Raw genomic sequence first — 23,759 nt, forward strand, 5'->3', positions numbered from 1 at the left:
TATTATTTTTTTATTTTATTGTGCAATAAGTTTATATATCATCACCTAAAACTACTTCTTCCATTTCGTGCTTTTTACTTCTCATCATTAGTTCTATTCCAACTTCTTTAGGATTTGCACCTTTAGTTATTACAGAGTATATAGCATTAGTTATTGGCATATCTATATTCAGCTTTTCAGCAACATCATGTGCTACTTCAGTAGCAGTTATTCCTTCTACAACCATCTTTACTTCTTTTAAGGTATCTTCTAAGCTCATCCCTTGACCTATAAGTATACCCGCTCTTCTATTTCTACTATGCATGCTTGTACAAGTAACTATTAAATCTCCAATGCCTGAAAGGCCTGCAAATGTAGACATATTAGCTCCCATAGCAGTACCAAGTCTACTCATTTCACTAATTCCTCTTGTCATAAGAGCTGCTTTTGCATTGTCACCATACCCTAATCCATCACATATACCAGCACCAAAAGCTATAATATTTTTCAATGCTCCTCCAAGTTCAACTCCAACTATATCTGGATTTGTATAAACTCTAAGTTTAGGACTCATAAATAAATCTTGTATACTCTGTGCTATTTTTAATTCTTTAGATGCTACTACTACTGTAGTAGGTATATTTCTTGCTACTTCTTCAGCATGAGATGGGCCAGATAGTATTACATATGGATTTTGTGGCAATTCTTCTTCACATACCTGAGACAATCTAAGTCCAGTGCCTTTTTCAAGACCTTTTGCTACATTAACAATAATTTGTCCAGCTTTTACAAAGGGTTTTATTTTTTCACAAGTACTTCTTACGGCTTGAGATGGAACTGCTAAAACTATTACTTTGCAATTTTCTATAGTTTTTTCTATATCAGTACTTATCGTTATATTATGTGGAAATAATACTCCTGGTAAATAGTCTGTATTTTCTTTAGTCCTGTTTATTTTTTTAGCTTGTTCTTCTTTTCGGGTCCACATGCTCACATCATTACCTTTATTTGCAAGACCTAAAGCTAATGCACTTCCCCAACTTCCAGTACCTAATACACATACTTTCTCCATATTTAACACCACCTGAGTATAATATATTTACTATTCTTTCTTTTGACCAATTTTTCTTTCTGTCCCATTTAATAATCGCTTTATATTTGCTCTGTGATTATATATTACTGATATGCTTAAAAACAAAGCTACAACTAGCCCAGCTTTATTTTTTGCTATAATCATAAATATTGGTGAACAACCTATCCCAACAACAGAACCTAATGAAACATATTTTGTTATAATTACCACCAATATAAATACGGCCAAACACATTAATGTTATTACTGGATTTACAGCAAGCATTGCACCTAATGAAGTTGCAACACCTTTACCCCCTCTAAATCCTAAAACTGCTGGCCAATTATGACCTGCTACAACACATATAACTGCTAGATATCCAGCTAAAAGAGTATCTATACCAACCAACTTTGCTGCAATTTCCGATATCAAAACAGCAATTACACCTTTAAAAACATCACCTAAAAAAGTCATTGCTCCTGCTTTTTTCCCAAGTGTTCTAAGTACATTTGTCGAGCCTGCATTACCCGAACCTTGAGTCCTTATATCAACCCCAGCAATTCGCTTTGCAACTATATACGAGGTTGATATATTGCCTAATAAATATGCAATTACAGCAATAATTATATAACTAAATATCTCCACTGAACTTACCTCCTTTAGTTATATTTTAGATATTTACTTTTTATTTTTTTGTCTATACTCAAATTTTATGGAAGTTCCTTCAAATCCAAAGTTTTCTCTTATCTTATTTTCAAGGTATCTTTGATATGAGAAGTGAGTTAAGTTCTTGTCATTTATAAATAAAGTAATTTTAGGAGGTCTAATGTCTGTTTGAGTTCCATAGTAAATTTTTAATCTTCTACCTTTATCAGATGGTGGCTGATTTAACATTACAGCTTCTCCAATTACTTCATTTAATGCTGAAGTTGATATTCTCTTAGAATGTTCATTTGATACATATTCAACTGTGTCTAATATTTTATTCATTCTTTGATTAGTCTTTGCAGAAACAAATACTATTGGAGCATACATCATAAATGGGAATTTTTCTTTTATATCTTTTGTGTAATTACTCATTGTCTTATTATCTTTTTCTATTAAGTCCCATTTATTGACTACAAATATACATCCCTTACCTTCATCATGTGCTATACCTGCAACTTTTGTATCCTGCTCTGTCACGCCTTCCAAAGCGTCTATAACTATCAACACTACATCTGCTCTATCTACAGCACTCATAGCTCTTATTACACTGTATTTTTCTATTGTCTCATATATTTTGCTTTTTCTTCTAAGCCCTGCTGTATCTATAAGAAGAAATTTCTGCCCATTTTTTTCAAAATAAGTATCTATTGCATCTCTAGTAGTTCCTGCAATTGGACTTACAATTACTCTTTCTTCTCCTAATATCTTATTAAGTATAGAACTCTTTCCTGCATTTGGCTTACCTGTTATAGCTACTCTTATTATATCTTCTTCATACTCTGTATCTAATCCTGCTGGAAAATTTTGAACTATCTCATCTAATAAATCTCCAAATCCCATACTATTGGCTCCTGACACTCCAAAAGGAGTTCCAAAACCTAATTCATAAAAATCGTATATATTGTCAAACTGACTTTGACTATCAATTTTATTAACCACTAGAATTACTGGTTTTTTTGTTTTTCTAAGTATCTGAGCAATTTCTTTATCAGCAGCTGTTATTCCAGCCTTACCATCAACTATAAAAAGTATTACATGTGACATGTCCATTGCAAGCATAGCTTGACTTCTCATTTGAGATAATATTATATCTTCGCTATCAGGTTCAATACCTCCTGTATCTACTAATGTAAAATATTTATCTAACCATTCTACTTCTGCAAATATTCTATCTCTTGTAACTCCTGGTGTATCTTCAACTATTGATATCCTTTTTCCTGCAAATTTATTAAATATTGTAGACTTACCAACATTTGGTCTCCCAACTACAGCTACAACTGGCCTACTTATACTCATGTTGTTTCTCCTTCCATCTTTTGTTTTCTATTTTAAAATTTTATCCACAAAATCTTTTCCTTCATTTAAGCATGGGATAATTTTTATTTTCATAAGTTCTTCTAACTGATTTAGTTCAATATTATCTAAGAAAATTTCTTCATCTGCTTTTAACATACTTCTTGTTATATAAAGAGCTTCTCCCAATTCCTTATGCTCAAGTTGCTCTTTTAAATCTTTCGCTGTTAAAAGGCCTGATACTGTTATTGTTTCTCCAAAAAACTTATTTTTTATTTCATAAACATCTATTTGAAGATTTTTAAACTTGTCCATCATAGCATCTGCCATACTTTGTATAAATTCATATGCAGAATGTCCAGTAGCTATTGATACCTTTTTGTCTCTTTTAAGACTATTCTCAGATAATGTTTTTAGATACTCTTCAATCTCTGTTTTTAACTTACGTATCATACCTACACCATCTTCAAACTGTAAAAATCCTTCATATTCTTCATATGCAGGCAATTCTCTACTAGATAATATATAAAATTCATCCGATAAAAATGCAAATCGAGTCCCTATTTTCTCAAGATATTTCTGTTGTATTTCATGAATTTGCTCTATAGTTTTACTTGCACCATTATTATTAAATATATTTAATTCTGCTAAATTTTCTCTATGCTTTGTAATTCCAACTGGAACTATAGCAACACTATTTACATATGGATAAAGTTGAGCTAATTCTTTTATTGTTCTATCCAATTCCTTTCCATCATTTATACCTGGACATAAAACAATTTGACAGTTCATTTCTATATGAGCATCTGCCAATCTCTTCATTATACCATATAATTTTCCTGCAAATTTATTGCTTATCATTTTTTGTCTTAATTCTGGATTAGTTGTATGCACAGATATATTTATAGGACTTATTCTGTATTTAATTATATTATTTATATCTTCTTCGCTCATATTTGTAAGTGTAACAAAATTTCCTTGTAAAAAAGACAATCTTGAGTCATCATCTTTAAAATAAAGAGTTTCTCTCATTCCTTCTGGCAACTGGTCTATAAAACAAAACATACATTTATTTCTACAACTTTTAGCTTGGTCAATTATTGGATTTGTAAATTCAACGCCCAAATCTTCATCATAGTCTTTTTCTATCTCATATATGTAGACTTCACCATCTTTTTTTTGTATTTCTACCTCTAAATACTCATCACTTAGTAAGAATCTATACTCTATTATATCATGTATTGGCTGTTCATTTACAGATATAAGTAAATCTCCTACTTCTATACCTATTTCTTCTGCAATACTATCTTTGTAAACTTTACTTATAATATTATTTATTTTTTTTACATTTACTTCCATTTTTTTCACCACTCTTTTATATTCATCAATATTTATTATAATATATTTTCATATACAGTTTATTACTTTATTATATTTTACAATAGCATTTTTAAACATTTCATGTCATAATAACACATTTTAATTCTAATAGTCAATATAAGTAAATAGCTATAAAAAGATTAAAACAAATAATATTCAAATTTAAATATTTTATAAATTTGAACATTATTTGCCCTTAAAAGTACCTTATAGTTTTAATGCTTTACTATTATTAATGTTCCATTAGTCATATCGTGAACCATTCCGCCTACACACTTTGACATGAGCATTGCCTTATTTTGCAAATCTTTTTCATCATTTGCATAAAATATCGGACAACCTCCACCATTTCTCATATTTTTATCTAGTGTAACTATTGCTAGGGTATATTCATTTAGACCTATATCCATTCCCATTTTATGCACTTCCTTTCTTTCCTGTTTTATAGTTTTTCAGTGATAAGTTTTTACCTTTAGAACTTGAAAGTATTGGACATGATTTTACAGCTTCCATTACCTTTTCAACATTCCTATCTATTGGTAAATAAGCAATCATTATACTTTCATCATCTTTATTTCGTCTAGGTAATGGTACAAATGCAGGTTCTCCATAATCTCCATATAAACCTAATCTCGAATATATATTGTATACTATCGCTTGTCTTTGACCCGAATCAAATAATATTCCTGCATTAGCATAATCTCTATCTTTAGGAATTATTTGTATCCCTACACCTCTATTAATATATACTTCTCTATCACTTTTTAGACCTATATTTGTTATCCCTTTTAAATCTCCCACCTTTAGTATAGATTCATTTACGAAGCTAATATCAGCAGGCATTACATCAGCTATATCTCCAATACTTTTTCTAGTAAGAAGTTTCTTAAGTATGAAAGCTAATAATAAACCACAAATTGAACTTATTATCAAACTCATGCCTTCACTTATTTTAGTTTCTTCAATAATTACATAATATAATCCTATTGTTAAAAAAGATGTAACTATGCACATATAATTTCTTACTTCATAAGTTCTAGCTATCTCTTCTATAAATGCAGCTCCTCTTTTTACAAGTTGAACTTCTTCTAAGTTTTGTAATGTATTCCTTCTATTTGCTCTTACTTGTCTAAACTGTTCTGCTGCCAAAGATAAAAATGTTATCGATGTATAAGAACGATTTATAAGAGCTGGAACTAGTAATGCTCCTAATGCCGAAGCAACAAAGGCTAATATAAGCTGAGATAGTAAAACATTTGGTTGTGTAGGGTACTGTTTTTGGTCTAAATTTAACATTATGACTCTTGATGTCATACCAATAATAACTGCAACAAAAAATACTCTATCCATTAAATCACTCCTAAAATATCTAATATAAAATGTTCACATATAAATCTACAAAGTCTTTCTAGAAAAATCACTCTGTTTTCCTTTTGATGTCTCTATGATAGGAGTGCTCTTTACTACATCTATCATTACATCTATATCCTTGATTATTGGTACATATGGTACAACCACAGTGCTTTTTTCTAAGTTAGTTTTAGATATAGCTACAATATCAACCTCATCTACATCCTTATCTATACCCATATGAATAAATAGATTATGTATTATAGCTTGTCTTTGCCCTATATCATTTACTATCCCAAATGCACCCAAATCTCTTGGTATAATCTCTATAGCTAGACATTCATTTTTATATTTTTCTCTTGTATTCTCTAAACCTATATTAGTTATTATTACACCATTTACTTTTAAAATAGGCCCTTCAAAGCTTACTTCAGCAGGAACTATATCTGCTATATCTGCTATACTATTTCGTCTTAGAAATCTTCTAAAAATTAAACCAACTAAAGCTCCTGCTATAACAGCTAGTATTGTACAATAAGCAAAACTAAGGTCATATCGTTTTGAAACAGTAATATAAACTATAGAAGATACTAGTGCAGAAAAAAGACTGATATAACTTCTAGATTCATACGTAGATGCTATTTCTTCTACATAAGCATCTCCTTTTGGTACTAATTCTTCATTGTCGATATTTTTTAATGTTATTCTTTCTTGCTCTGCAAGACCTTGAAATTGTTGTATTGCTACTGCAAAAAATGTTAATGCTGCAAACTCCTTATCTATAAGTGCAGGTAATGCTATAGCACCCAATGAAGCTGAAAGTCCTGATATTATTATTTGTTCTAAATAATCTTGTGGTCTCGATGGGTATTGCTTGTCTGTAACTCTTAAAACTAATCCTCTACACAATATTCCTATAATTACTGCTACTATAAAAGAGTGTCTAAATAAATTTGCACCTAATAAGCTTTCTTCCATTTTCTCAGCTCCTTCTATTATATAGTTTGTGCAAAAAACAAAAAAAATTTCCTTCTATTTAAGGAAATTTTTTTGTAGTATTGTAACAATAAATTCGCTACCAATACCAAGTTCACTTTTTACTTTTATACATCCATTTAATGATTTGACTATATGCTTCGTTATAGCCAATCCTAAGCCCGTTCCTCCTACATCTCTACTTCTTGCTTTATCCACTCTATAGAAGCGTTCAAAGATACGTTCTACATCTTCTTTTGGTATTCCAACGCCATTATCTATAACTTTGATTATTATTTTTTCTTCATCTTTTAAAACTACAACTTGTACAATACCATTATCTTGAGTGTATTTTATAGCATTATCAACTAAATTTAAAAACACTTGTTTGATATAATCTCTATTAGAAAGTATGTTTATTGATTTATCATCACATTTATATAAAACTTCTATATTTTTTTCACTAGCTGAACGTTGAGTTATTTCATATACTTCTCTAAATACATCATATATTACAACATCTTCCATTAGAAGAGTGTCTTTATTTTCTACAAATGATAATAATAATATGTCATCAATCAATCTTTTTAATCTGTCTGATTCACTTTCTATTATTTCCAAAAACCTATTTCTAGTATTTACATCTATATTTTCATTGGATTTTAACGTTTCAACAAATCCACTTATAGATGTAAGTGGTGTTTTAAGTTCATGACTTACATTAGCAACAAAATCACTTCTCATATTTTCAAGCTTCACCTTTTTAGTAATATCTTCTATGTTTACTATTGAGCCAATTATTACATTATTAGTATTTTGAAGATAAACTGGGTCCACTTTTATTTTGTATACTATATCATCTTTAATAGTAATCTTTGCAGTTTCATTTTCTTTAGAACCTATAAATTGAAGTATCTGCTTTAATATTTCTTCTTCTTTTATTACAGCATTGATATTATGACCTTCAACTAGTTTGTTGGGTTCGCTCTTTATCATTTCTTTAGCTTCATCATTTATCAATAATATGTTTCCATTTACATCTATAGCTAAAATTCCATGAGATATACTTTTTAATATAGACCTTAATTGTAAATGTTTATATTGTACTTCTTCTAATGTATCATCCATATTTTTTATCATATGATTAAAATTTCTGGCTAATTCTCCTAGTTCTCCTTTAGCTGATATATTCAGCCTAGCGTGAAACTCTTTGTTACTTACTTTTTTTGAAACGTATATAAACTCTTTTAAATATTTTCTTAGTGTTATTGTGTATCTTACAGACAATATCACAATGGCTATAGACAACATAACAATAAAAAAATATATGTTCTTTAATTCTTCCACAAGATAACACTCCTAAAATATAACTTTTTCTAATCTATTTTGTATCCTACACCTCTTATAGTTTCTATATATTTTTCTGATTTATCTTCATCTTCATCTTCTATTTTTTTTCTTAAATATCTTATATGGACATCTACTGTTCTAGTTTCTCCATAGTATTCATAGCCCCATATTTTATCTAAAAGATAGTTTCTTGAAAGTACCTTACCTTTATTCTGAATTAATAATTTTAACAGTTCAAACTCTTTAAGTGTTAACTCTATCTTTTCAGAACCTTTAGTAACTTCATGTTTTGATAAATCTAGTTTTAAATTACCTGTGGTAAGTATATTATTTTCTTCACCTGTACTAGTTAAGTTATATCTTCTCAAAACAGAGCTAACTCTAGCTAACAATTCTTTTATACTAAATGGCTTGGTTATATAATCATCAGCACCTACTTCAAGCCCTTCAACCTTGTCATTTTCCATATTTTTAGCAGTAAGCATTATAACAGGAATATTTTTCAAGTCTTTATCACTTCTTATTTTTCTAAGTACATCTATTCCACTTATATTTGGTAGCATCCAATCTAAAAGTATTAAATCTGGTTTAACTTCTTTAGCTTTTATAAATCCATCAAATCCATCATATGAATAACTAACTTCGTAGTTTGACACCTCCAAATTGAATTTTAATAGCTCAACTATATGCATTTCATCGTCTATAACAAGCACTTTAGTATTCATTAAAAAGCTCCTCTCTATTTTATCTGTAGTACCGTTCCTATTCGTTCTGATGCCTTATTATGTTTTCTATAAGAGTGGAATTCATCTGCTCTACAACTAGTGCATAGATTTAAATTTATTATATTTTCTTTTTTGACTCCACTACATCTCAGCATATACTCATTAATTTTCCATAAATCTAAATAGTAACTTCCCTCTTTTATTATATAGAACTTTTCATCATTATTTGTAAGAATTGTGTTAAATTTTTCTACCAAATCCTCAGACACTTCATAACAACAAGGTCCAATTGATGGTCCAATTATACATATCAAATCTTCAGGAACTGTTTTATAGGTCTCAGACATCAATTTTATTGTTTTGTGACCTATATTACTAAAAGTACCTTTCCAGCCCGCATGTGCTAGTCCTATGGCTTTATTTTTAGCATCTATAATTGATATAGGTACGCAATCTGCTGTAAACAATAAAAGTGGTACTTTCTCTAAGTTTGTTATAAGTGCATCGCCTTCTATTTTTTGTCCTATATTCTCTCTGTTAACTATGTTAACTATGTCTGAATGTATTTGAGAATTACTAGTTAAATTTTCAAACATTAAATCGCACTCCTTACAAACCCTTAACATGTCTTCTTTACTTTTTGCATCTATATTTTTGCAAGTTATAACTAGATTTATAGAATTTAATTTTTCATCAATTTCTTTACAGTTGCTACTTAAGTTAACATACTCTTTAATATCTTCTACACTTTTTAGATTTATATAATCTTTCATCATTTGTCTCCTTTTTCTATTAGTATACTTTTAAGTTCGTTTACAAAAGTATTTATATCTTTAAATTGTCTATACACAGAAGCAAATCTTACATAGGCGACTTCATCTAAATCTTTCAATTTATCCATTACCATTTCGCCAATTTTTTTGGTTTCGATTTCTTCTATAAAACATTTATTTATTTCATTTTCAATATGTACAACTATATTCTCAATATCTTCAACAGATACAGGTCTTTTTTCACATGCCTTTAATAGTCCGTATTTTATTTTTTCTCTATCAAAATATTCTCTACTATTATCTTTTTTAATAACCATTAAAGGAGTAGTTTCTATTTTTTCATAAGTAGTAAATCTCTTTTTACATAATTCACATTCACGTCTTCTTCTAATAGATTTTAAATCTGTATGTCTAGAATCTATTACCTTTGATTCTTTATAATTACAATAAGGACATTGCATCTGTATTCCTCCTTCGTTTAGCTATATATCAAATTCATCTAAGCTTAATTCTGAACCTATATTTACTATTATTGTATCACAACCTATTTTAAGTATATCATTCCAAAATATAACTTCTTCATCCCCTCCTCTTGAAAAAAAACTTCTACTTCCATCTCCAAAAATGGTAAATGAGACTACCTTTCCCTCATGGATATCCATATCTATGTCGATTATGAAACCCATCCTTTTTCCATTTTTTACATTTATAATTTCTTTTTCCATTATATCAGAAACTCTAATCATATTATACTCACCCTTTCTTTAAAAATAAATATGTATTTGGATAAAAAAAAATGACCTATATAGGTCATTTAAATTTAAAATTATGTTTACATTCCATGGATTACTTATACATACTTTCTCATATTTTTTAAAGCATTTTTTTCAATTCTTGATACTTGTGCTTGAGATATACCGATTTCATCAGCAACTTCTATCTGAGTTCTTCCTTTGTAAAATCTTAAATCTAATACCAACTTTTCTCTACTATTTAATTTTTTAATAGCTTCCTTAAGTGATATTTCTTGCAACCAGTTTTCATCAGTATCTTTTTTGTCTTGAACCTGATCCATTACAAATATCGCATCTCCATTATCTTGATATACTGGGTCAAATAAAGATATTGGGTCTTGTATAGCATCAAGTGCCATTACAACTGACTCTACTTCTAATTCTAATTCTTTTGCTATTTCTGATACTGTTGGTTCTTTTGAATTTGTTCTAATTAATCTTTCTCTGACTTGTAGTGCCTTATATGCTATATCTTTTAATGATCTACTTACTCTGATTGGATTATTATCTCTTAAGTATCTTCTAATTTCTCCTATAATCATAGGAACAGCATAAGTTGAAAATCTGACATTTTGACTTAAATCAAAATTATCTATAGCTTTTATAAGACCAATACAACCTATTTGAAATAAATCGTCTATATTTTCTCCTCTGTTGTTAAATTTTTTTATTACACTCAAGACTAACCTTAAATTTCCTCTTACAAATTGTTGTCTGGCTTCTTCATCACCACTTTTTATTTGTAATAAAAGTTCCTTCATTTGCTTATTTTTAAGAACTGGAAGTTCAGATGTATTAACACCACATATTTCAACCTTATTAACTTGCATACATTTCAGTCCTCTCTCAAAAAGTATTCATCTATTGAAATTATTTACATTTCCAATTTTTTTATACTTTTTAAGAAGAATTAATTTAGAATTATACAAATTTTTTCATTTCTTTTTGTAACCTTGAAATTATTTTCTTTTCAAGTCTAGATATGTAGGATTGAGATATTCCAAGCATTCCAGCAACTTCTTTTTGTGTTTTTTCAATACCTTTATCTATAAGTCCAAACCTTAATTCCATAATTTGCTTTTCTCTGTCACTTAATCTGTCAAGTGCCATAACTAATAAATCTCTATCTATCTCTTCTTCTATTATTTTATATATTTCATCATTTTCTGTACCTAAAACATCTGATAATAAAAGTTCGTTTCCATCTAAGTCTATATTTAAAGGTTCATCAAAAGACACCTCTGTTTTCTTTTTATTATTTTTTCTTAGATACATTAGTATTTCATTTTCTATACATCTTGAAGCATAAGTTGCTAATTTTATGTTTTTATTTAATTTAAAAGTATTGACTGCCTTTATCAAACCTATAGTTCCTATAGAAATTAAATCCTCTACATCTATACCTGTATTTTCAAATTTTCTTGATATGTAGACTACTAATCTCAAATTTCTTTCTATTAAAATTGATTTTACAGTTTCATCAGTTTCTAGTTTTTGCAAAAGTTCTATTTCTTCTTCTGGTTTTAGTGGAGGAGGAAGAATATTGGCCCCTCCCATATAGTATATTCCTTTTGGCTTTATTATTTTTAATTTAATACCTAACATCGTAATAAAGCTTATGATTCTTTCTTTTAATCGTAACATCCTTTGTCCCCCTTAAATTTTTAGCTAGAATCCAGGCAATATATTTGGATTCATTATTGCCCCATATTCTCTATCATTAAAATTTGAAATACCAAGTATTATATTTCCTATTTTTTGCTCATCTACCTCTACATAATCAGCTTTTAGACCAATTATTATGCTTGTCTTATTACTTCCAGCATGTTTATAAGGTATTATTCTAACTCTCCCTGAAGTTCTGTCATCTAAACTACATATGATTTCCTGAGCTTTTTTCATATCTATATCTTCATAGTCAATATTTAATAGATTTTCTGGAATCAATCCTTCTAACACACTTGATTTGACTATTATTACATCACTTTGACTTATTGGGTCTTTTAATAAATTTCCACTATCCACTAAAGCCTTACAGCAAAAGTTTTTTTCTAATAAGTTTATATTTATAGTCTTTGTAAGCTCTTTGATGTATTTAAGCATCTTCAAGTCTTTGTAAATGTACTTTAATAGTTCACAACTTACATAAGTACATGCAATTAAAAAAGATATTTTTAAATGGCTTATTCCTGTAAAGTAAATTACAAAATAAGTACTTCCAGAAATAAAAATATTTACTAAATAAAAAACTAATGCTACATGAGCATAATCTTTTTTACTCTTAGTCCTAAATGAAATTAAAGTTATAATACTCATGATTATTATTTTAAATGGCACTGTAAATAGTATATTCATTGACGGGTATAAATAAGCAACAGAGTAGGCTCCTCCTAAACTAGCCCCCAGCAACTTATTCTTTCTAGGATTATATTTTTTAATAAGAATAGAAGTACAACTTATAATAATATAATTTATTACTAGGTTTTCTATAACATAGTACTCAATATACACCATGTATCCCCCCTTAAAACCTTTAAACATATTATAAGATAGTATGTACAAAATTTTATGTCACTTTTGACAGTCGAATCCAAAACAAATTCTATTTAAAAATAACAATGATATATGTCTTATACTTTATGTCGTCAAAAGATATTTTTTTAGTATCAAACAAATAGGCTTTTTTGTAGAATCCAATATATCTAGGTAGAAGTTATTCAACCTCACTTTTGGAATATTTCCATAAAAAAAGACTATGCGACTTAATAATATAGCAAGTAAATCTTTTACTTGTATAAAATTAAGTTGCATAGTCTATAAATTCAAATATAAACTTAAACTATTGTGCTAATAATTCATTTGCATATTTTGCAGATTCATTTAGTGCTTGTTCTGGAGTTTTATCTCCAGCTATCATCATTTGAAGTTGTTTCCATAAGTGTTCATATATTTCTACTCCATGAGGTCCAACTGTTAATGGTCTGTACATATTTTTATCTTTTGTTACCATTTCTTCAAATCTTGGGTCTCCTTGATATTTTTCACCTTTAGCAACTGGTGCTCTTGGTATCTCTTTATGGAAAGCTTCCATTGAATCTTTACTTAACATATATTCAAGAAGTTTAAAGCCAAGTTCTTTGTTTTTACACGCTGACATTAAAGTTAAATCATCTACTGAAGCAAAACTACCAACTGTTTTATCTTCTAATGAAGTTACATATCCCCAGTTTAAGTCTGGGAATGATTTATCAAAAGTACTTGTAGCAGCAGAAGACAGCATTATAGTAAATGCAGCTTTTCCTGGTCCAAATACACTTTCAACCATTTCATTACTGTCTTTTGATAAAGCATTATCTGGTATATATTTTTTCATATCATTTATAAAGTTAGCAGCTTTTAATCCTTCTTCATTATTAAATTTAACTGATTTTAAATCATCATTATATATATCTCCACCAGCTTGCCATAGATATGGATACCAGTTCCAGTTTAAACTACCAAACACTTTAGAACCCCAACCTTGTGCAAGACCCCATTGGTCGATTTTTCCATCTCCATCAGTATCTTTTGTTGCTTTTTCACATATTCTTTTAAAATCTTCCCATGTTTTAGGAGGTTTTTCTCCCAATTTTTCTAGTATATCTTTATTATAGTATAATACACCTGGATTAGCAGCTTCTATAGGTAAACCGTAAATTCCACCCATCATTTTTGCATTATCTAAGTATAAATAATTGTCTGAAGTTCCTGATTTTTCTAAATAAGGAGTTAAATCTTCAACTGCTCCCATTTCTATAAATTGAGGAAACATTTCTGCATACATATATCCTATATCTGGCCCCTCACCTGCACTGATTGCAGTAGCATATTTTTCTGCATAATTATCCCATGGTACTATTTGAAATTCAATTTCACAGTTATTTTCCTTTTCAAATTTCTCAAGTATCGGTTTCCATGCATCTGCATCATGATCTGTTAATGGTGCAGACCATACAACTAATTTTTCTTTGCCATCTTTTCCTTTAGATTCTTCTTTTTTTGTACATCCAGCAAGAAGTGATGTTGACAAAACAGCAACCATGGCTAAAGAAAGAATTTTTTTTAGCTTAATCATACTTAATCCCCTTTCAGACTTTAATTTCTCTTTTTCCTCAAATTTTTACAATTCAATTCAGATTTAATATTACCAAATAAAAATATCATTGTCTAATTATAAAAAACTATAATCATTTATATAATTATCATTTTTTTCTATACTTGATAAAAAAACTTTACTTTTTTATATTTTTTTGATACTAGAATATATTTTAAGAAATAATAGATTAAAATACAAAAAATAAAAAGAAGTCTATTGACTTCTTTATAAATTTACATATTATCTTCTTCTTCTTAAGAATGTAGGTATTTCCATGCTCTCATCATCGTCTTCTTCTATTATACTCGCCTTTTTAGGAGCTTCTATCTTTTCTTCAACGACAATTTCTTCTTCTTCTATTTCTTTTACAACTTGTTTTACGGTTGTATTCAAAGAAGATCTTATACTTGATTTAGGCTTAGTATCCAAATCTAAAATCCCACCTTGTAAGCCTTCAAATCCTGTTGCGATTACTGTAATCATTATTTCATCACCTAAATCTTCTTTTATAGAAGCACCAAATATAACATTTGCTTCTGGGTCACAGGATTCCATAACTAAAGTAGATGCTTCATTAACTTCAAATAATCCTAAGTTAGGACCACCTGTAACATTAAGAAGTACTCCTTTTGCTCCTTGTATTGATGTTTCTAAAAGTGGAGATTGGATAGCTTGTCTAGCAGCATCTATAGCTCTAGTTTCTCCACTAGCACTACCTATACCCATATGAGCAAGACCTTTATCTTTCATTATAGTAGTAACATCTGCAAAGTCTAAGTTTATTAATCCTTCAACTGCTATAAGGTCAGAAATTGATTGTATACCTTGTTTTAACACATCATCTGCAACTGCAAAAGCATCCAACATAGAAGTATTCTTTTGTACTATTTGTAAAAGTCTATCATTTGGTATTGTTATAAGAGTATCTACCTTTGACTTAAGCTCAGCTATTCCACCTTCAGCATTTTTCATTCTTATTTTACCTTCAAATGCAAAAGGTTTTGTAACTACACCTACTGTAAGGATACCCATTTCTTTAGCTAAGCCTGCAACTACTGGGGCAGCTCCTGTACCAGTACCACCACCCATTCCAGCTGTAACAAATACCATATCAGCTCCTTGAAGTAGTTTTACTATTTCATCTTTACTTTCTTCAGCAGCTCTTTTTCCTACTTCTGGATTAGCTCCTGCACCAAGTCCTCTAGTTAATTTTTCTCCTATTTGAACTTTATATTCAGCCTTTGATGTATATAAAGCTTGTTTATCTGTATTTACTGATATAAATTCAACACCTTTAAGTTGAGCTTCTACCATTCTATTGACAGCATTGTTTCCACCGCCACCTACACCTATTACTTTAATTTGTGCACATTCTTCTAATTCTACGTCAAAGTTTAGCATCATAAACCCCCTTATCTCATGATTCAAAGTTATCGTATGTATTAATTATATCATTTTCTTCTTTTATTTTGTTAACCTTTAACTAACATATTCCACAAAAACGTAAATTTTCCTTTTTAATTTTCTTACTTATATTGTCAAATATTACTCTTTAAGTATAAAATATTTTATGTATATATCAAAAGCTCTTTAATTTTTATGTTTTTTATTCATAATATTGGCAATGATATAACGTCTAATTATGGATAAATTATTAAATAGTCTCATACCAAAAACTAATACTGCTACATAATAAAGTGAAATTCCTAACTTTTCTCCTATATAAGTCAATAATATAGCCAAGATAGCATTCCCTATGAAACCAGTAACAAAAATTACATTATCATAGTTATCTTCAAAACTGGATTTTATCGCTCCAAATATAGAATCCATTATTGCAAGAATAGCTACTGACATATATATCGAATAATCCATAGAATATGTAAATGGAATGTAGTAACCTACTACCACACCAAATGCCAATCCTCCTAACACCCATATCATAAATCCTCACCTCTTTATTTTACTTTGAAACACAACTATATTACAATCCTTTTTATTAATTTTTTTTATTTTTTCTTTATTTTTTTGTATTTTTCGTTTTATTTTGCAAATAAATCCACTTTATTTCCATTATTTTCCTGTATTTTTATATTAATTCCATATATATCCTTTAGAGATTTAGCATATGATTCTGGAGAATTTATAGCTGCACTCAATAAATCTATATCTCCTATAGCTTTTATTATAAATGGTTGTCCATATGTAGTATCGTTCACTGTAATAGTTGCTCCTGAACATTTTATCTTACTTGTTGACAATACTCTTTCTCCATTTATAGATATTGCTTTTGCACCTGCTTTTTTCAAATCATTTAAAACTCTTAGAATGTCAATATCATGTATAATCAGGTCGTTTGGATTTTGTCCATCTTTTAATTCTCTTTCACTATCCTTCATAGTAATAGTTATTCCTGGACCTGTGACAGTTGAGTAGCCACTTAACTCTTTAACTTCTTCAAGTTCTTTTTTCATTAATGTTTGAATCGATTCATTTCCATTATTTTCTGCTTGCTTATATTCATCTAAAGTATTTTTATTACTTTTAAGAGCTTCTTTTAGATTTTTTATTTCCTTATTTGTATTTTCTATTTCACTTTCAATATTTTTAGTCTGACTCAATGTTATATACACTTTATTTGGGTTCAGTGATTTTATATAAGTTGATATGAAAATGCCTAATATGAATGCTCCTAATATAATCATTTTCCTTTTCATACTATTATTTCCTCTCTACTTTTTCTGTATCACCGTGTCCATTTATTTTTACATTATCTTCTTTAGTCACTTTTACCTTTGCATTATAATACGTTTCTATTTCCCAGACAATACCGTACTTTATATTGAGCGCAGAAGCTAATGTATCAGAATCACCAATTGCCTTTATTGTAATTGGCTCCTTTATAACAGTGTCATTCATATAAAGTTTATCTTCTTTCAAATACATATATGTATTTGAAACTAACCTTTGATTATTTATAGATATGGCACTTGCTTGTGCTGAATTTAATTTATTTATCATTGACAGTAATAAATCATAATTATATAGTATACTGTCATTTTTATCAAAGCTTCCTAAGGTTTTTGTAGAATTTATTTCAACTTCAATACCTTTTCCTTCTACATCTGTATATCCAGCTAAGGTTTCATATTTTTCTATTTCTGATTTAAGTATATCTTGCTCTCCTTTTTCACTTTTACCTCTATAAGTATCTATATCTTTTTTTACACTATTAATTTCTGATTGAAGATTTTCTTTTTCTTTTTTTAGAGATTTAAGTTCTTCTGTAAGTTGCTCTCCTCTCTTAAAAGTCGTCATTCCTCTATTTTCTATATTAATAATTTTTAATTGTAAACTAACGAGAACTCCCAATACAATACTTCCTATGATTATACTCTTATTTATAAATCTTTTTTTCAAAATATCACTTCCTTACAATTGTCTATCCTTCTGGAGTATATACAGCTAGCTTTCCATAATTTAGATTTATAGTCCCACCATTGGTATTTTTATTTTGCAGGTCAATCAAAATTTTATTTACCCTAGATATATTATAATCTAAGTTATCATCATTAGAAAGTAAGATTTTTATATTGCTTCTCGTAAGCATATCTACATTCCCTTCTTTTTTAAAGTTTACATAATTTATTTTTCTATAAATACCTTCTTCTTTTAAATAATTTAAAGTCTTAAATACATTCTCTTTAGTTTTATAATTTTTAAATTTTATTGATTTCGTATCATCAATATTATAATCTACTTCCACTATCAAATCATTTTTGCTTTCATTAGTGCCTTTTAGTTCCTCTAATAAGTTCCCTTTTTTATCTATATAACAATAGTTATCTTCATCCTTTAATGCTGCAAAAATTTCTTTTTCCTTTAAGCTTATAATTATCTTATTTGGAAGTTTCCTTTTTATTTCTACATCTTCTATATATGGATTTTTCATAAGCTTACTTTTCATGTCTTTAAAATTGTATTCAAATATATTTTCATGTGAACTTACATTTAACTCTTTCATTATATTTGACTTGGTGACTCTTTTATTTCCAATCACATCTATCCTCTTTACATCAAATAAATCACTCCCTACAATAATACATATCCCAAAAGATAGCATAAGTATAAAAACCAAAACTATCATAACATTATTCGTATTTAGCTTCTTTCTCCTCTTCAAATACAATCAACCCCTTTGGTTAATAAATACACCTTTCGAGTTTATATTTCCTACAAAAAAAATATAATATTTAAAGTCAAATTTTCTCATTTTTTTACAAAACAATCTAATAAAACATTAAAAAAGAGGATTAAATTGATATTTCATCAAAATAAATATAAAATACTATATATTTTTTATAACTTAAAACTTGTATACACACAAATAAACCCCTAATTTAGAATAATTTAGAAAATCTAATATATTATAAATTAGGGGTAAATATCTATTTATCTTTTCTTTATTCCTATTACTTTAGCCTGACCTTCTATACTTGGAGCTGCTTCTTTTTTTACTTCCTCAACAACTTTTTCTTTTTTTGGTTTTTTAGCTATTGATTTTTGTGTTGAGTTGTATACCTTTATTATCTCATCATATATAAGGTCTATCGCCTCAGGTCTACCTATAGTTTTACTTGCATTTGCCATGTCAACTAGAAGCTCTCTATCGCCTAAAAGTTTAAATACGGCTGTATTTAGGCTTTCTGGAGTTAAGTTTTTTTCTAGAATTGCAACCCCTGCACCTTGCTTCTCTATACTCTTAGCATTGTACTCTTGATGATTTTCAGCAGTATATGCTTTAGGTATTATTATAGAAGGTTTGCCAAGAGCTGTTATTTCAGCTAGTGAAATTGCTCCTGCACTACCTATAACTAAATCACTTGCTGCAAGTGCATTTGCCATATCTTCTAAATAAGGTACTACTTTTTGGTATGGTTTAAGATTTATATTACTGATACTTTCCATAAATTCTTTATAATAGCTTTTTCCTGTTGCAAATATAAAAGCTATATCTTCATTGACCATATTCTTTATGACAAGTCTCATTGCATCATTTATTTTTCTTGAACCTCCACTACCACCATAGCAAAGTACCATTTTTTTCTCTTCACTTATCCCTAAATTTTTTCTTGCGATATTTTTTCTTGATAACAAAATTTCTTTTCTAACTGGATTTCCTGTAAAAACTAATTTTTCTTCAGCTGCCTCAGGAAATCTTTTATGTGAATCTTCAAAACTTGTAAGTACCTTTGTAACTGTTTTGGATAAAATCTTATTAGTTACTCCAGGAAAAGAATTTTGCTCATGTATTATAGCTGGTATTTTTCCCATAGACGCATTAAATAAAACAGGTCCACTGACATATCCACCAGTTCCTATGACTACATCTGGCTTAAATTTTTTAACAATTTTTCTTGATTGTTCCAATCCTTTAAAAAGCTTAAAAACTCTTTTTACATTATCTAAGTCTATTTTTCTCTTAAATCCTTGTACTGTTACAGTTTTCAATTCAAAACCATACTTAGGAACTATTTCTGATTCTATTCCCTTTTCCGTCCCAACAAACATTATCTCGGCGTCTGGATGTTCATCTCTTATTTTGTTAGCAATAGCTATAGCTGGATATACGTGTCCTCCAGTTCCACCGCCCGATAATAAAACTTTCATCAAATCATCATCTCCTGTTAATTAATTTTGACATGCTTTGAGATGTTCAACACTATACCTACAGCCCCCATAAAGATGGTGAGTGAGGTACCCCCATAACTTATAAATGGTAGTGCTACACCTGTAGCTGGCATTGATGATGTTGCAACTGCTATATTTAAAGCTGCTTGTATTCCAATTTGTGCCCCTATACCTATGACAACCATACAAGCAAATACATTAGAAGTCTTCAGCGCTATTCTTACACATCTGTAGACTAAGGCTACAAATAGCATTATAACTATTATACAACCAATTAATCCTAACTCTTCTCCTATTATAGCAAATATAAAGTCATTTTGTGGCTCTGGTATATAAAAATACTTTTGCTTACTCTTTCCTAAGCCTAAACCAAACAGTCCTCCTGAGCCTAATGCATATAAACCTTGTATTACCTGATACCCCTTACCAAGTGGGTCTTGAAATGGGTCTAAAAAAGATGTAACACGACTAAGTCTATACGGTTCAGCAATTACTAATGCAGCAAATAAAGCAGCCCCACTTCCTATCATAGCAAATACAATTTTCATATCCATCCCAGCAACAAATATCATTACAAATGTAACTAGAATTACAGTACCTGCTGTTGACAAATTTGGTTGAAGTATTATCAACGCAAAAAATATTCCTGGAACTACGAGAAGTGGTACAACACCTTTTGTCAAAGATTTTATTTTATCATAATTTTTCTCAATCAATTTTGCAGTTAATATTATTGTAGCAAACTTTGCAATTTCTGCAGGCTGAAATGTTAAAGCACCTATCCCTAACCATCTTTTTGCTCCGTTTGCTTCTATTCCCAAAGGAGTTAAAACCAACAATAATAGTACTACTGCTATAGCTCCAATTGCTGTAGCATTTTTCTTCCAAAAATTATAGTCTATTCTAGATGTAATAATCATAACTATAAATCCCAGTATAGCATATATTACATTTTTCTTTAGAAAATAGTATGCATCATTATGTTTAAATGAAGATTGTATAAAACTTGCACTAAACACCATAACTATTCCTACAAATACTAAAAGCATAGTAGTATAAAATACTACTCCATCAAATTCAGTCTTCATCCTTATGTCAATTTGTTTTTTCAAATTTTCTTTAGGCATCCAACTAATCTACCTCCATTCTTCCATCTAAGTAAGTTTAGAGGTAAGAGATTATTTTAAATTGTTTACATTATCTTTGAAGTCTTTTCCTCTTACTTCAAAACTTTCATACATATCCCAACTTGCACAAGCTGGTGAAAGAAGCACTATATCTCCATTTTTTGAAATCTCATGAGAAGTCTTAACTGCTTCCTCCATATCTTTTACTATATGTATGTCATTAAATCCTTTATTTTTAGCACAACTTTCTATCTTTGGTGCAGTTTCTCCTAATAAAATTAATGATTTAACATATGACTTTGCAATTTCAAGAAGTTCATCAAAGTTGCTTCCCTTATCCATTCCTCCTGCTATAAGCACTATAGGTCTATTATAAGACTGTACAGCTTTTATAGTAGAATCTGGATTAGTTCCCTTTGAATCATTTACATACATTACATTATCTAAGTTTCTTACAAACTCTTGTCTGTGTTCAACCCCTTTAAATGTCATCAATACATCTTTTATTACTTCTAAATCTACTTTACAAACATATGCGATTGCTATTGCTGCCATACAATTTTCTAAGTTATGGCCTCCAGGCAAACTTACATCATCTTTATTTAGAAACTTAATCTTATCCTCTATATCTATTATTATGTCATTATTTTCTAAATATACTCCTCCATTTACTCTATGAGCTCTTGAAAAATAAATTATTTTGGCATTACATTTATCAGCTAGACCTCTCACTATTTCATCATCATAATTTAATACACAAAAATCTTCAGCATTTTGATTCATAAATATTTTTGATTTAGCTTCTATGTACTTTTCCATAGTATGATGTCTATTTAAATGATCTTCTGTAATGTTTAATATTGCACTTACTTTAGGTCTAAATTCATCCACACTTTCAAGTTGGAAACTACTCAGTTCAGTTACAAGTATAGATTCTTCATTTGAAGTTTCTATAGTATCTATTACAGGATTCCCTATATTACCAACTACATATGTATCTTTTTTGGCACTTGAAAAAATTTCTCCTACTAAGCTAGTTGTAGTTGTCTTACCATTTGTACCTGTAATCCCTATAAAAGTTGGATTATTTGACAATTTAAAAGCTAATTCTACCTCACCAATTATATACTTGCCTGAATTTTTTAGCTTCAAAATAAATGGCAGGTCTAATGGTACCCCTGGAGATACTACAACCATATCTACATCGTCTACATCCTCTGGATGGCATCCTAATATGTATTCTATGTCATTTATAGATTTTAATTCATCAAGTATTTTTTTTAATTTATTTTCATCTTTAATATCATTTACAATTATACTTGCTCCTAATTTATCTAAATGTTTAATTGTAGATATACCAGTTTTTGCAAGCCCTACTAATAAAACTTTTTTTCCACTTAAGTCCATTTTTTATTCCCCCTAGGCCTAAAATACTGCTATTATACTTATCCAAGCTAAAACAACTGTAATAATCCAAAAAACAAATACAACTCTTGTTTCTGGCCAGCCACATTGTTCAAAATGATGGTGTATTGGAGCCATCTTAAAGAATCTCTTTCTAGTTGCTTTAAAATATCCAACTTGAATTAAAACTGATAGAGCTTCTGCAAAATAAATACCTCCAATTATAGGTATTATAAGCACAGAATTAGTTAAAACTGAAAATGCTACAACCGCACCTCCTAATGCCATTGAACCTGTATCTCCCATAAACACTCTAGCTGGATATGAATTAAATCCTAAAAAGCCTAGACATGCTCCAACAGTTGCTGCTGCCAAAACTGCAACTTCTGTATTGCCTGCAACTGAACTTGCAAACAACATAAAAAATACAGAAACAACTAAAGTCACTCCTGATGCTAGACCATCTAGACCATCAGTTAAATTTACAGCATTTACTATTGCTACTATTATAAACATCATTATTGGTATATATAGTATTCCAACATTTATTACAAAATCTGTAAATGGTATCATAAGTTGCGAAGCACTTGATGATGACGTATACTGATAAAAAGCAACATAAAAAGATAATGCAACTTGAAGGATTATTTTTTGATATGCTTTTAGTCCAAGTGACCTTTTTAGCTTTATTTTTATAAAGTCATCTAAAAAACCAATAAAACCAAAACCAGCAATACATATAAGACCTACTGCCATGTCATGACTAACTTTTACTCTTGTAAGTCCAGTTATTAGAATTGCAACAATCATTATAATTCCACCCATAGTAGGTGTTCCATTCTTAGCTAGATGTGTTTGAGGTCCATCATCTCTAACTGTCTGACCAAATTTAAATTTCCTAAGCATTGGTATAAATATTGGTCCTATTATAATTACTATCAAAAACGCAATCAATGCGGTGTACGTAAGCTCTGTTATTCCTAACATCATAAAACTCCTCTCC

Annotated in this window: 25 protein-coding genes; all 25 read right to left on the reverse strand. The window is 29.2% G+C overall.

From position 1 onward, the window contains the following. Positions 1-31 precede the first annotated feature (31 nt). A complete protein-coding gene (locus KGF41_RS02070) occupies positions 32-1,051 on the reverse strand; it encodes an NAD(P)H-dependent glycerol-3-phosphate dehydrogenase (RefSeq protein ID WP_227432432.1) in 1,020 nt (339 codons plus the stop codon). Positions 1,052-1,081: 30 nt separating this feature from the next. Next, the gene (gene plsY / locus KGF41_RS02075) at positions 1,082-1,696 is read right to left on the reverse strand and encodes a glycerol-3-phosphate 1-O-acyltransferase PlsY (protein WP_227829162.1); all 615 of its coding nucleotides are present in this window, start codon (positions 1,694-1,696) and stop codon (positions 1,082-1,084) included. 33 nt (positions 1,697-1,729) lie between these two features. Continuing rightward, positions 1,730-3,055 carry a ribosome biogenesis GTPase Der gene (der, locus tag KGF41_RS02080; protein WP_255287738.1) on the reverse strand — a complete coding sequence of 442 codons (1,326 nt, stop codon included), beginning with the start codon at positions 3,053-3,055 and terminating at the stop codon, positions 1,730-1,732. A 27-nt stretch (positions 3,056-3,082) separates the two neighbouring features. Then, positions 3,083-4,411 carry a DUF512 domain-containing protein gene (locus tag KGF41_RS02085; protein ID WP_227842059.1) on the reverse strand — a complete coding sequence of 443 codons (1,329 nt, stop codon included), beginning with the start codon at positions 4,409-4,411 and terminating at the stop codon, positions 3,083-3,085. A 236-nt stretch (positions 4,412-4,647) separates the two neighbouring features. Next, positions 4,648-4,848 carry a capping complex subunit for YIEGIA gene (locus tag KGF41_RS02090; RefSeq protein WP_227432429.1) on the reverse strand — a complete coding sequence of 67 codons (201 nt, stop codon included), beginning with the start codon at positions 4,846-4,848 and terminating at the stop codon, positions 4,648-4,650. 1 nt (position 4,849) lies between these two features. Further along, positions 4,850-5,782, reverse strand: coding sequence for a YIEGIA family protein (locus KGF41_RS02095; RefSeq protein WP_227842057.1), 933 nt, complete (start codon positions 5,780-5,782; stop codon positions 4,850-4,852). Positions 5,783-5,827: 45 nt separating this feature from the next. After that, positions 5,828-6,760, reverse strand: a complete 933-nt coding sequence (locus KGF41_RS02100; RefSeq protein ID WP_227829165.1) for a YIEGIA family protein — start codon at positions 6,758-6,760, stop codon at positions 5,828-5,830. Between the two features lie 54 nt (positions 6,761-6,814). After that, the gene (locus KGF41_RS02105; protein WP_255287755.1) at positions 6,815-8,068 is read right to left on the reverse strand and encodes a HAMP domain-containing sensor histidine kinase; all 1,254 of its coding nucleotides are present in this window, start codon (positions 8,066-8,068) and stop codon (positions 6,815-6,817) included. A 65-nt stretch (positions 8,069-8,133) separates the two neighbouring features. Then, the gene (locus KGF41_RS02110) at positions 8,134-8,832 is read right to left on the reverse strand and encodes a winged helix-turn-helix domain-containing protein (RefSeq protein ID WP_227829167.1); all 699 of its coding nucleotides are present in this window, start codon (positions 8,830-8,832) and stop codon (positions 8,134-8,136) included. Positions 8,833-8,846: 14 nt separating this feature from the next. Further along, positions 8,847-9,608 carry a peptidoglycan editing factor PgeF gene (gene pgeF / locus KGF41_RS02115; RefSeq protein WP_413840107.1) on the reverse strand — a complete coding sequence of 254 codons (762 nt, stop codon included), beginning with the start codon at positions 9,606-9,608 and terminating at the stop codon, positions 8,847-8,849. Next, positions 9,605-10,066 carry a transcriptional regulator NrdR gene (gene nrdR, locus KGF41_RS02120; protein WP_227824212.1) on the reverse strand — a complete coding sequence of 154 codons (462 nt, stop codon included), beginning with the start codon at positions 10,064-10,066 and terminating at the stop codon, positions 9,605-9,607. The genes pgeF and nrdR overlap by 4 nt, the downstream gene beginning before the upstream one ends. A gap of 21 nt (positions 10,067-10,087) precedes the next feature. Beyond that, positions 10,088-10,351, reverse strand: coding sequence for a YlmC/YmxH family sporulation protein (locus KGF41_RS02125; RefSeq protein ID WP_227432422.1), 264 nt, complete (start codon positions 10,349-10,351; stop codon positions 10,088-10,090). Positions 10,352-10,455: 104 nt separating this feature from the next. After that, a complete protein-coding gene (gene sigG, locus KGF41_RS02130; RefSeq protein WP_169468424.1) occupies positions 10,456-11,229 on the reverse strand; it encodes an RNA polymerase sporulation sigma factor SigG in 774 nt (257 codons plus the stop codon). A gap of 91 nt (positions 11,230-11,320) precedes the next feature. Then, positions 11,321-12,043 (reverse strand): RNA polymerase sporulation sigma factor SigE, encoded by a 723-nt coding sequence (gene sigE, locus KGF41_RS02135; protein WP_227856299.1) that lies wholly within the window; start codon positions 12,041-12,043, stop codon positions 11,321-11,323. A 24-nt stretch (positions 12,044-12,067) separates the two neighbouring features. Continuing rightward, entirely contained in the window at positions 12,068-12,913 is an 846-nt protein-coding gene (locus KGF41_RS02140) for a sigma-E processing peptidase SpoIIGA (protein WP_227856300.1), read from the reverse strand. A gap of 325 nt (positions 12,914-13,238) precedes the next feature. After that, the gene (locus tag KGF41_RS02145; protein WP_227829171.1) at positions 13,239-14,513 is read right to left on the reverse strand and encodes an ABC transporter substrate-binding protein; all 1,275 of its coding nucleotides are present in this window, start codon (positions 14,511-14,513) and stop codon (positions 13,239-13,241) included. A gap of 261 nt (positions 14,514-14,774) precedes the next feature. After that, complete coding sequence (ftsZ, locus tag KGF41_RS02150) at positions 14,775-15,935, reverse strand: cell division protein FtsZ (protein WP_227432418.1); 1,161 nt, start codon at positions 15,933-15,935, stop codon at positions 14,775-14,777. 189 nt (positions 15,936-16,124) lie between these two features. Further along, on the reverse strand, positions 16,125-16,478 hold the full coding sequence (locus KGF41_RS02155; RefSeq protein ID WP_227829172.1) for a small basic family protein: 354 nt from the start codon (positions 16,476-16,478) through the stop codon (positions 16,125-16,127). Positions 16,479-16,576: 98 nt separating this feature from the next. Beyond that, complete coding sequence (locus KGF41_RS02160; RefSeq protein ID WP_227856301.1) at positions 16,577-17,251, reverse strand: DUF881 domain-containing protein; 675 nt, start codon at positions 17,249-17,251, stop codon at positions 16,577-16,579. A 4-nt stretch (positions 17,252-17,255) separates the two neighbouring features. After that, positions 17,256-17,954 carry a DUF881 domain-containing protein gene (locus KGF41_RS02165; protein ID WP_227856302.1) on the reverse strand — a complete coding sequence of 233 codons (699 nt, stop codon included), beginning with the start codon at positions 17,952-17,954 and terminating at the stop codon, positions 17,256-17,258. 22 nt (positions 17,955-17,976) lie between these two features. Beyond that, entirely contained in the window at positions 17,977-18,717 is a 741-nt protein-coding gene (locus KGF41_RS02170) for an FtsQ-type POTRA domain-containing protein (RefSeq protein WP_227856303.1), read from the reverse strand. 269 nt (positions 18,718-18,986) lie between these two features. After that, positions 18,987-20,204 carry an undecaprenyldiphospho-muramoylpentapeptide beta-N-acetylglucosaminyltransferase gene (gene murG, locus KGF41_RS02175; RefSeq protein ID WP_227856304.1) on the reverse strand — a complete coding sequence of 406 codons (1,218 nt, stop codon included), beginning with the start codon at positions 20,202-20,204 and terminating at the stop codon, positions 18,987-18,989. A 17-nt stretch (positions 20,205-20,221) separates the two neighbouring features. Continuing rightward, positions 20,222-21,352: a stage V sporulation protein E gene (gene spoVE, locus KGF41_RS02180; protein WP_227432412.1), complete on the reverse strand. Its 1,131-nt coding sequence runs from the start codon at positions 21,350-21,352 to the stop codon at positions 20,222-20,224. 51 nt (positions 21,353-21,403) lie between these two features. Beyond that, the gene (murD, locus tag KGF41_RS02185) at positions 21,404-22,759 is read right to left on the reverse strand and encodes a UDP-N-acetylmuramoyl-L-alanine--D-glutamate ligase (RefSeq protein ID WP_227856305.1); all 1,356 of its coding nucleotides are present in this window, start codon (positions 22,757-22,759) and stop codon (positions 21,404-21,406) included. Between the two features lie 18 nt (positions 22,760-22,777). After that, entirely contained in the window at positions 22,778-23,746 is a 969-nt protein-coding gene (gene mraY, locus KGF41_RS02190) for a phospho-N-acetylmuramoyl-pentapeptide-transferase (RefSeq protein ID WP_227829178.1), read from the reverse strand. Between the last annotated feature and the right edge of the window lie 13 nt (positions 23,747-23,759).

It is taken from the genome of Clostridioides sp. ZZV14-6150 (assembly GCF_020657875.1).
Lineage (GTDB): Bacteria > Bacillota > Clostridia > Peptostreptococcales > Peptostreptococcaceae > Clostridioides.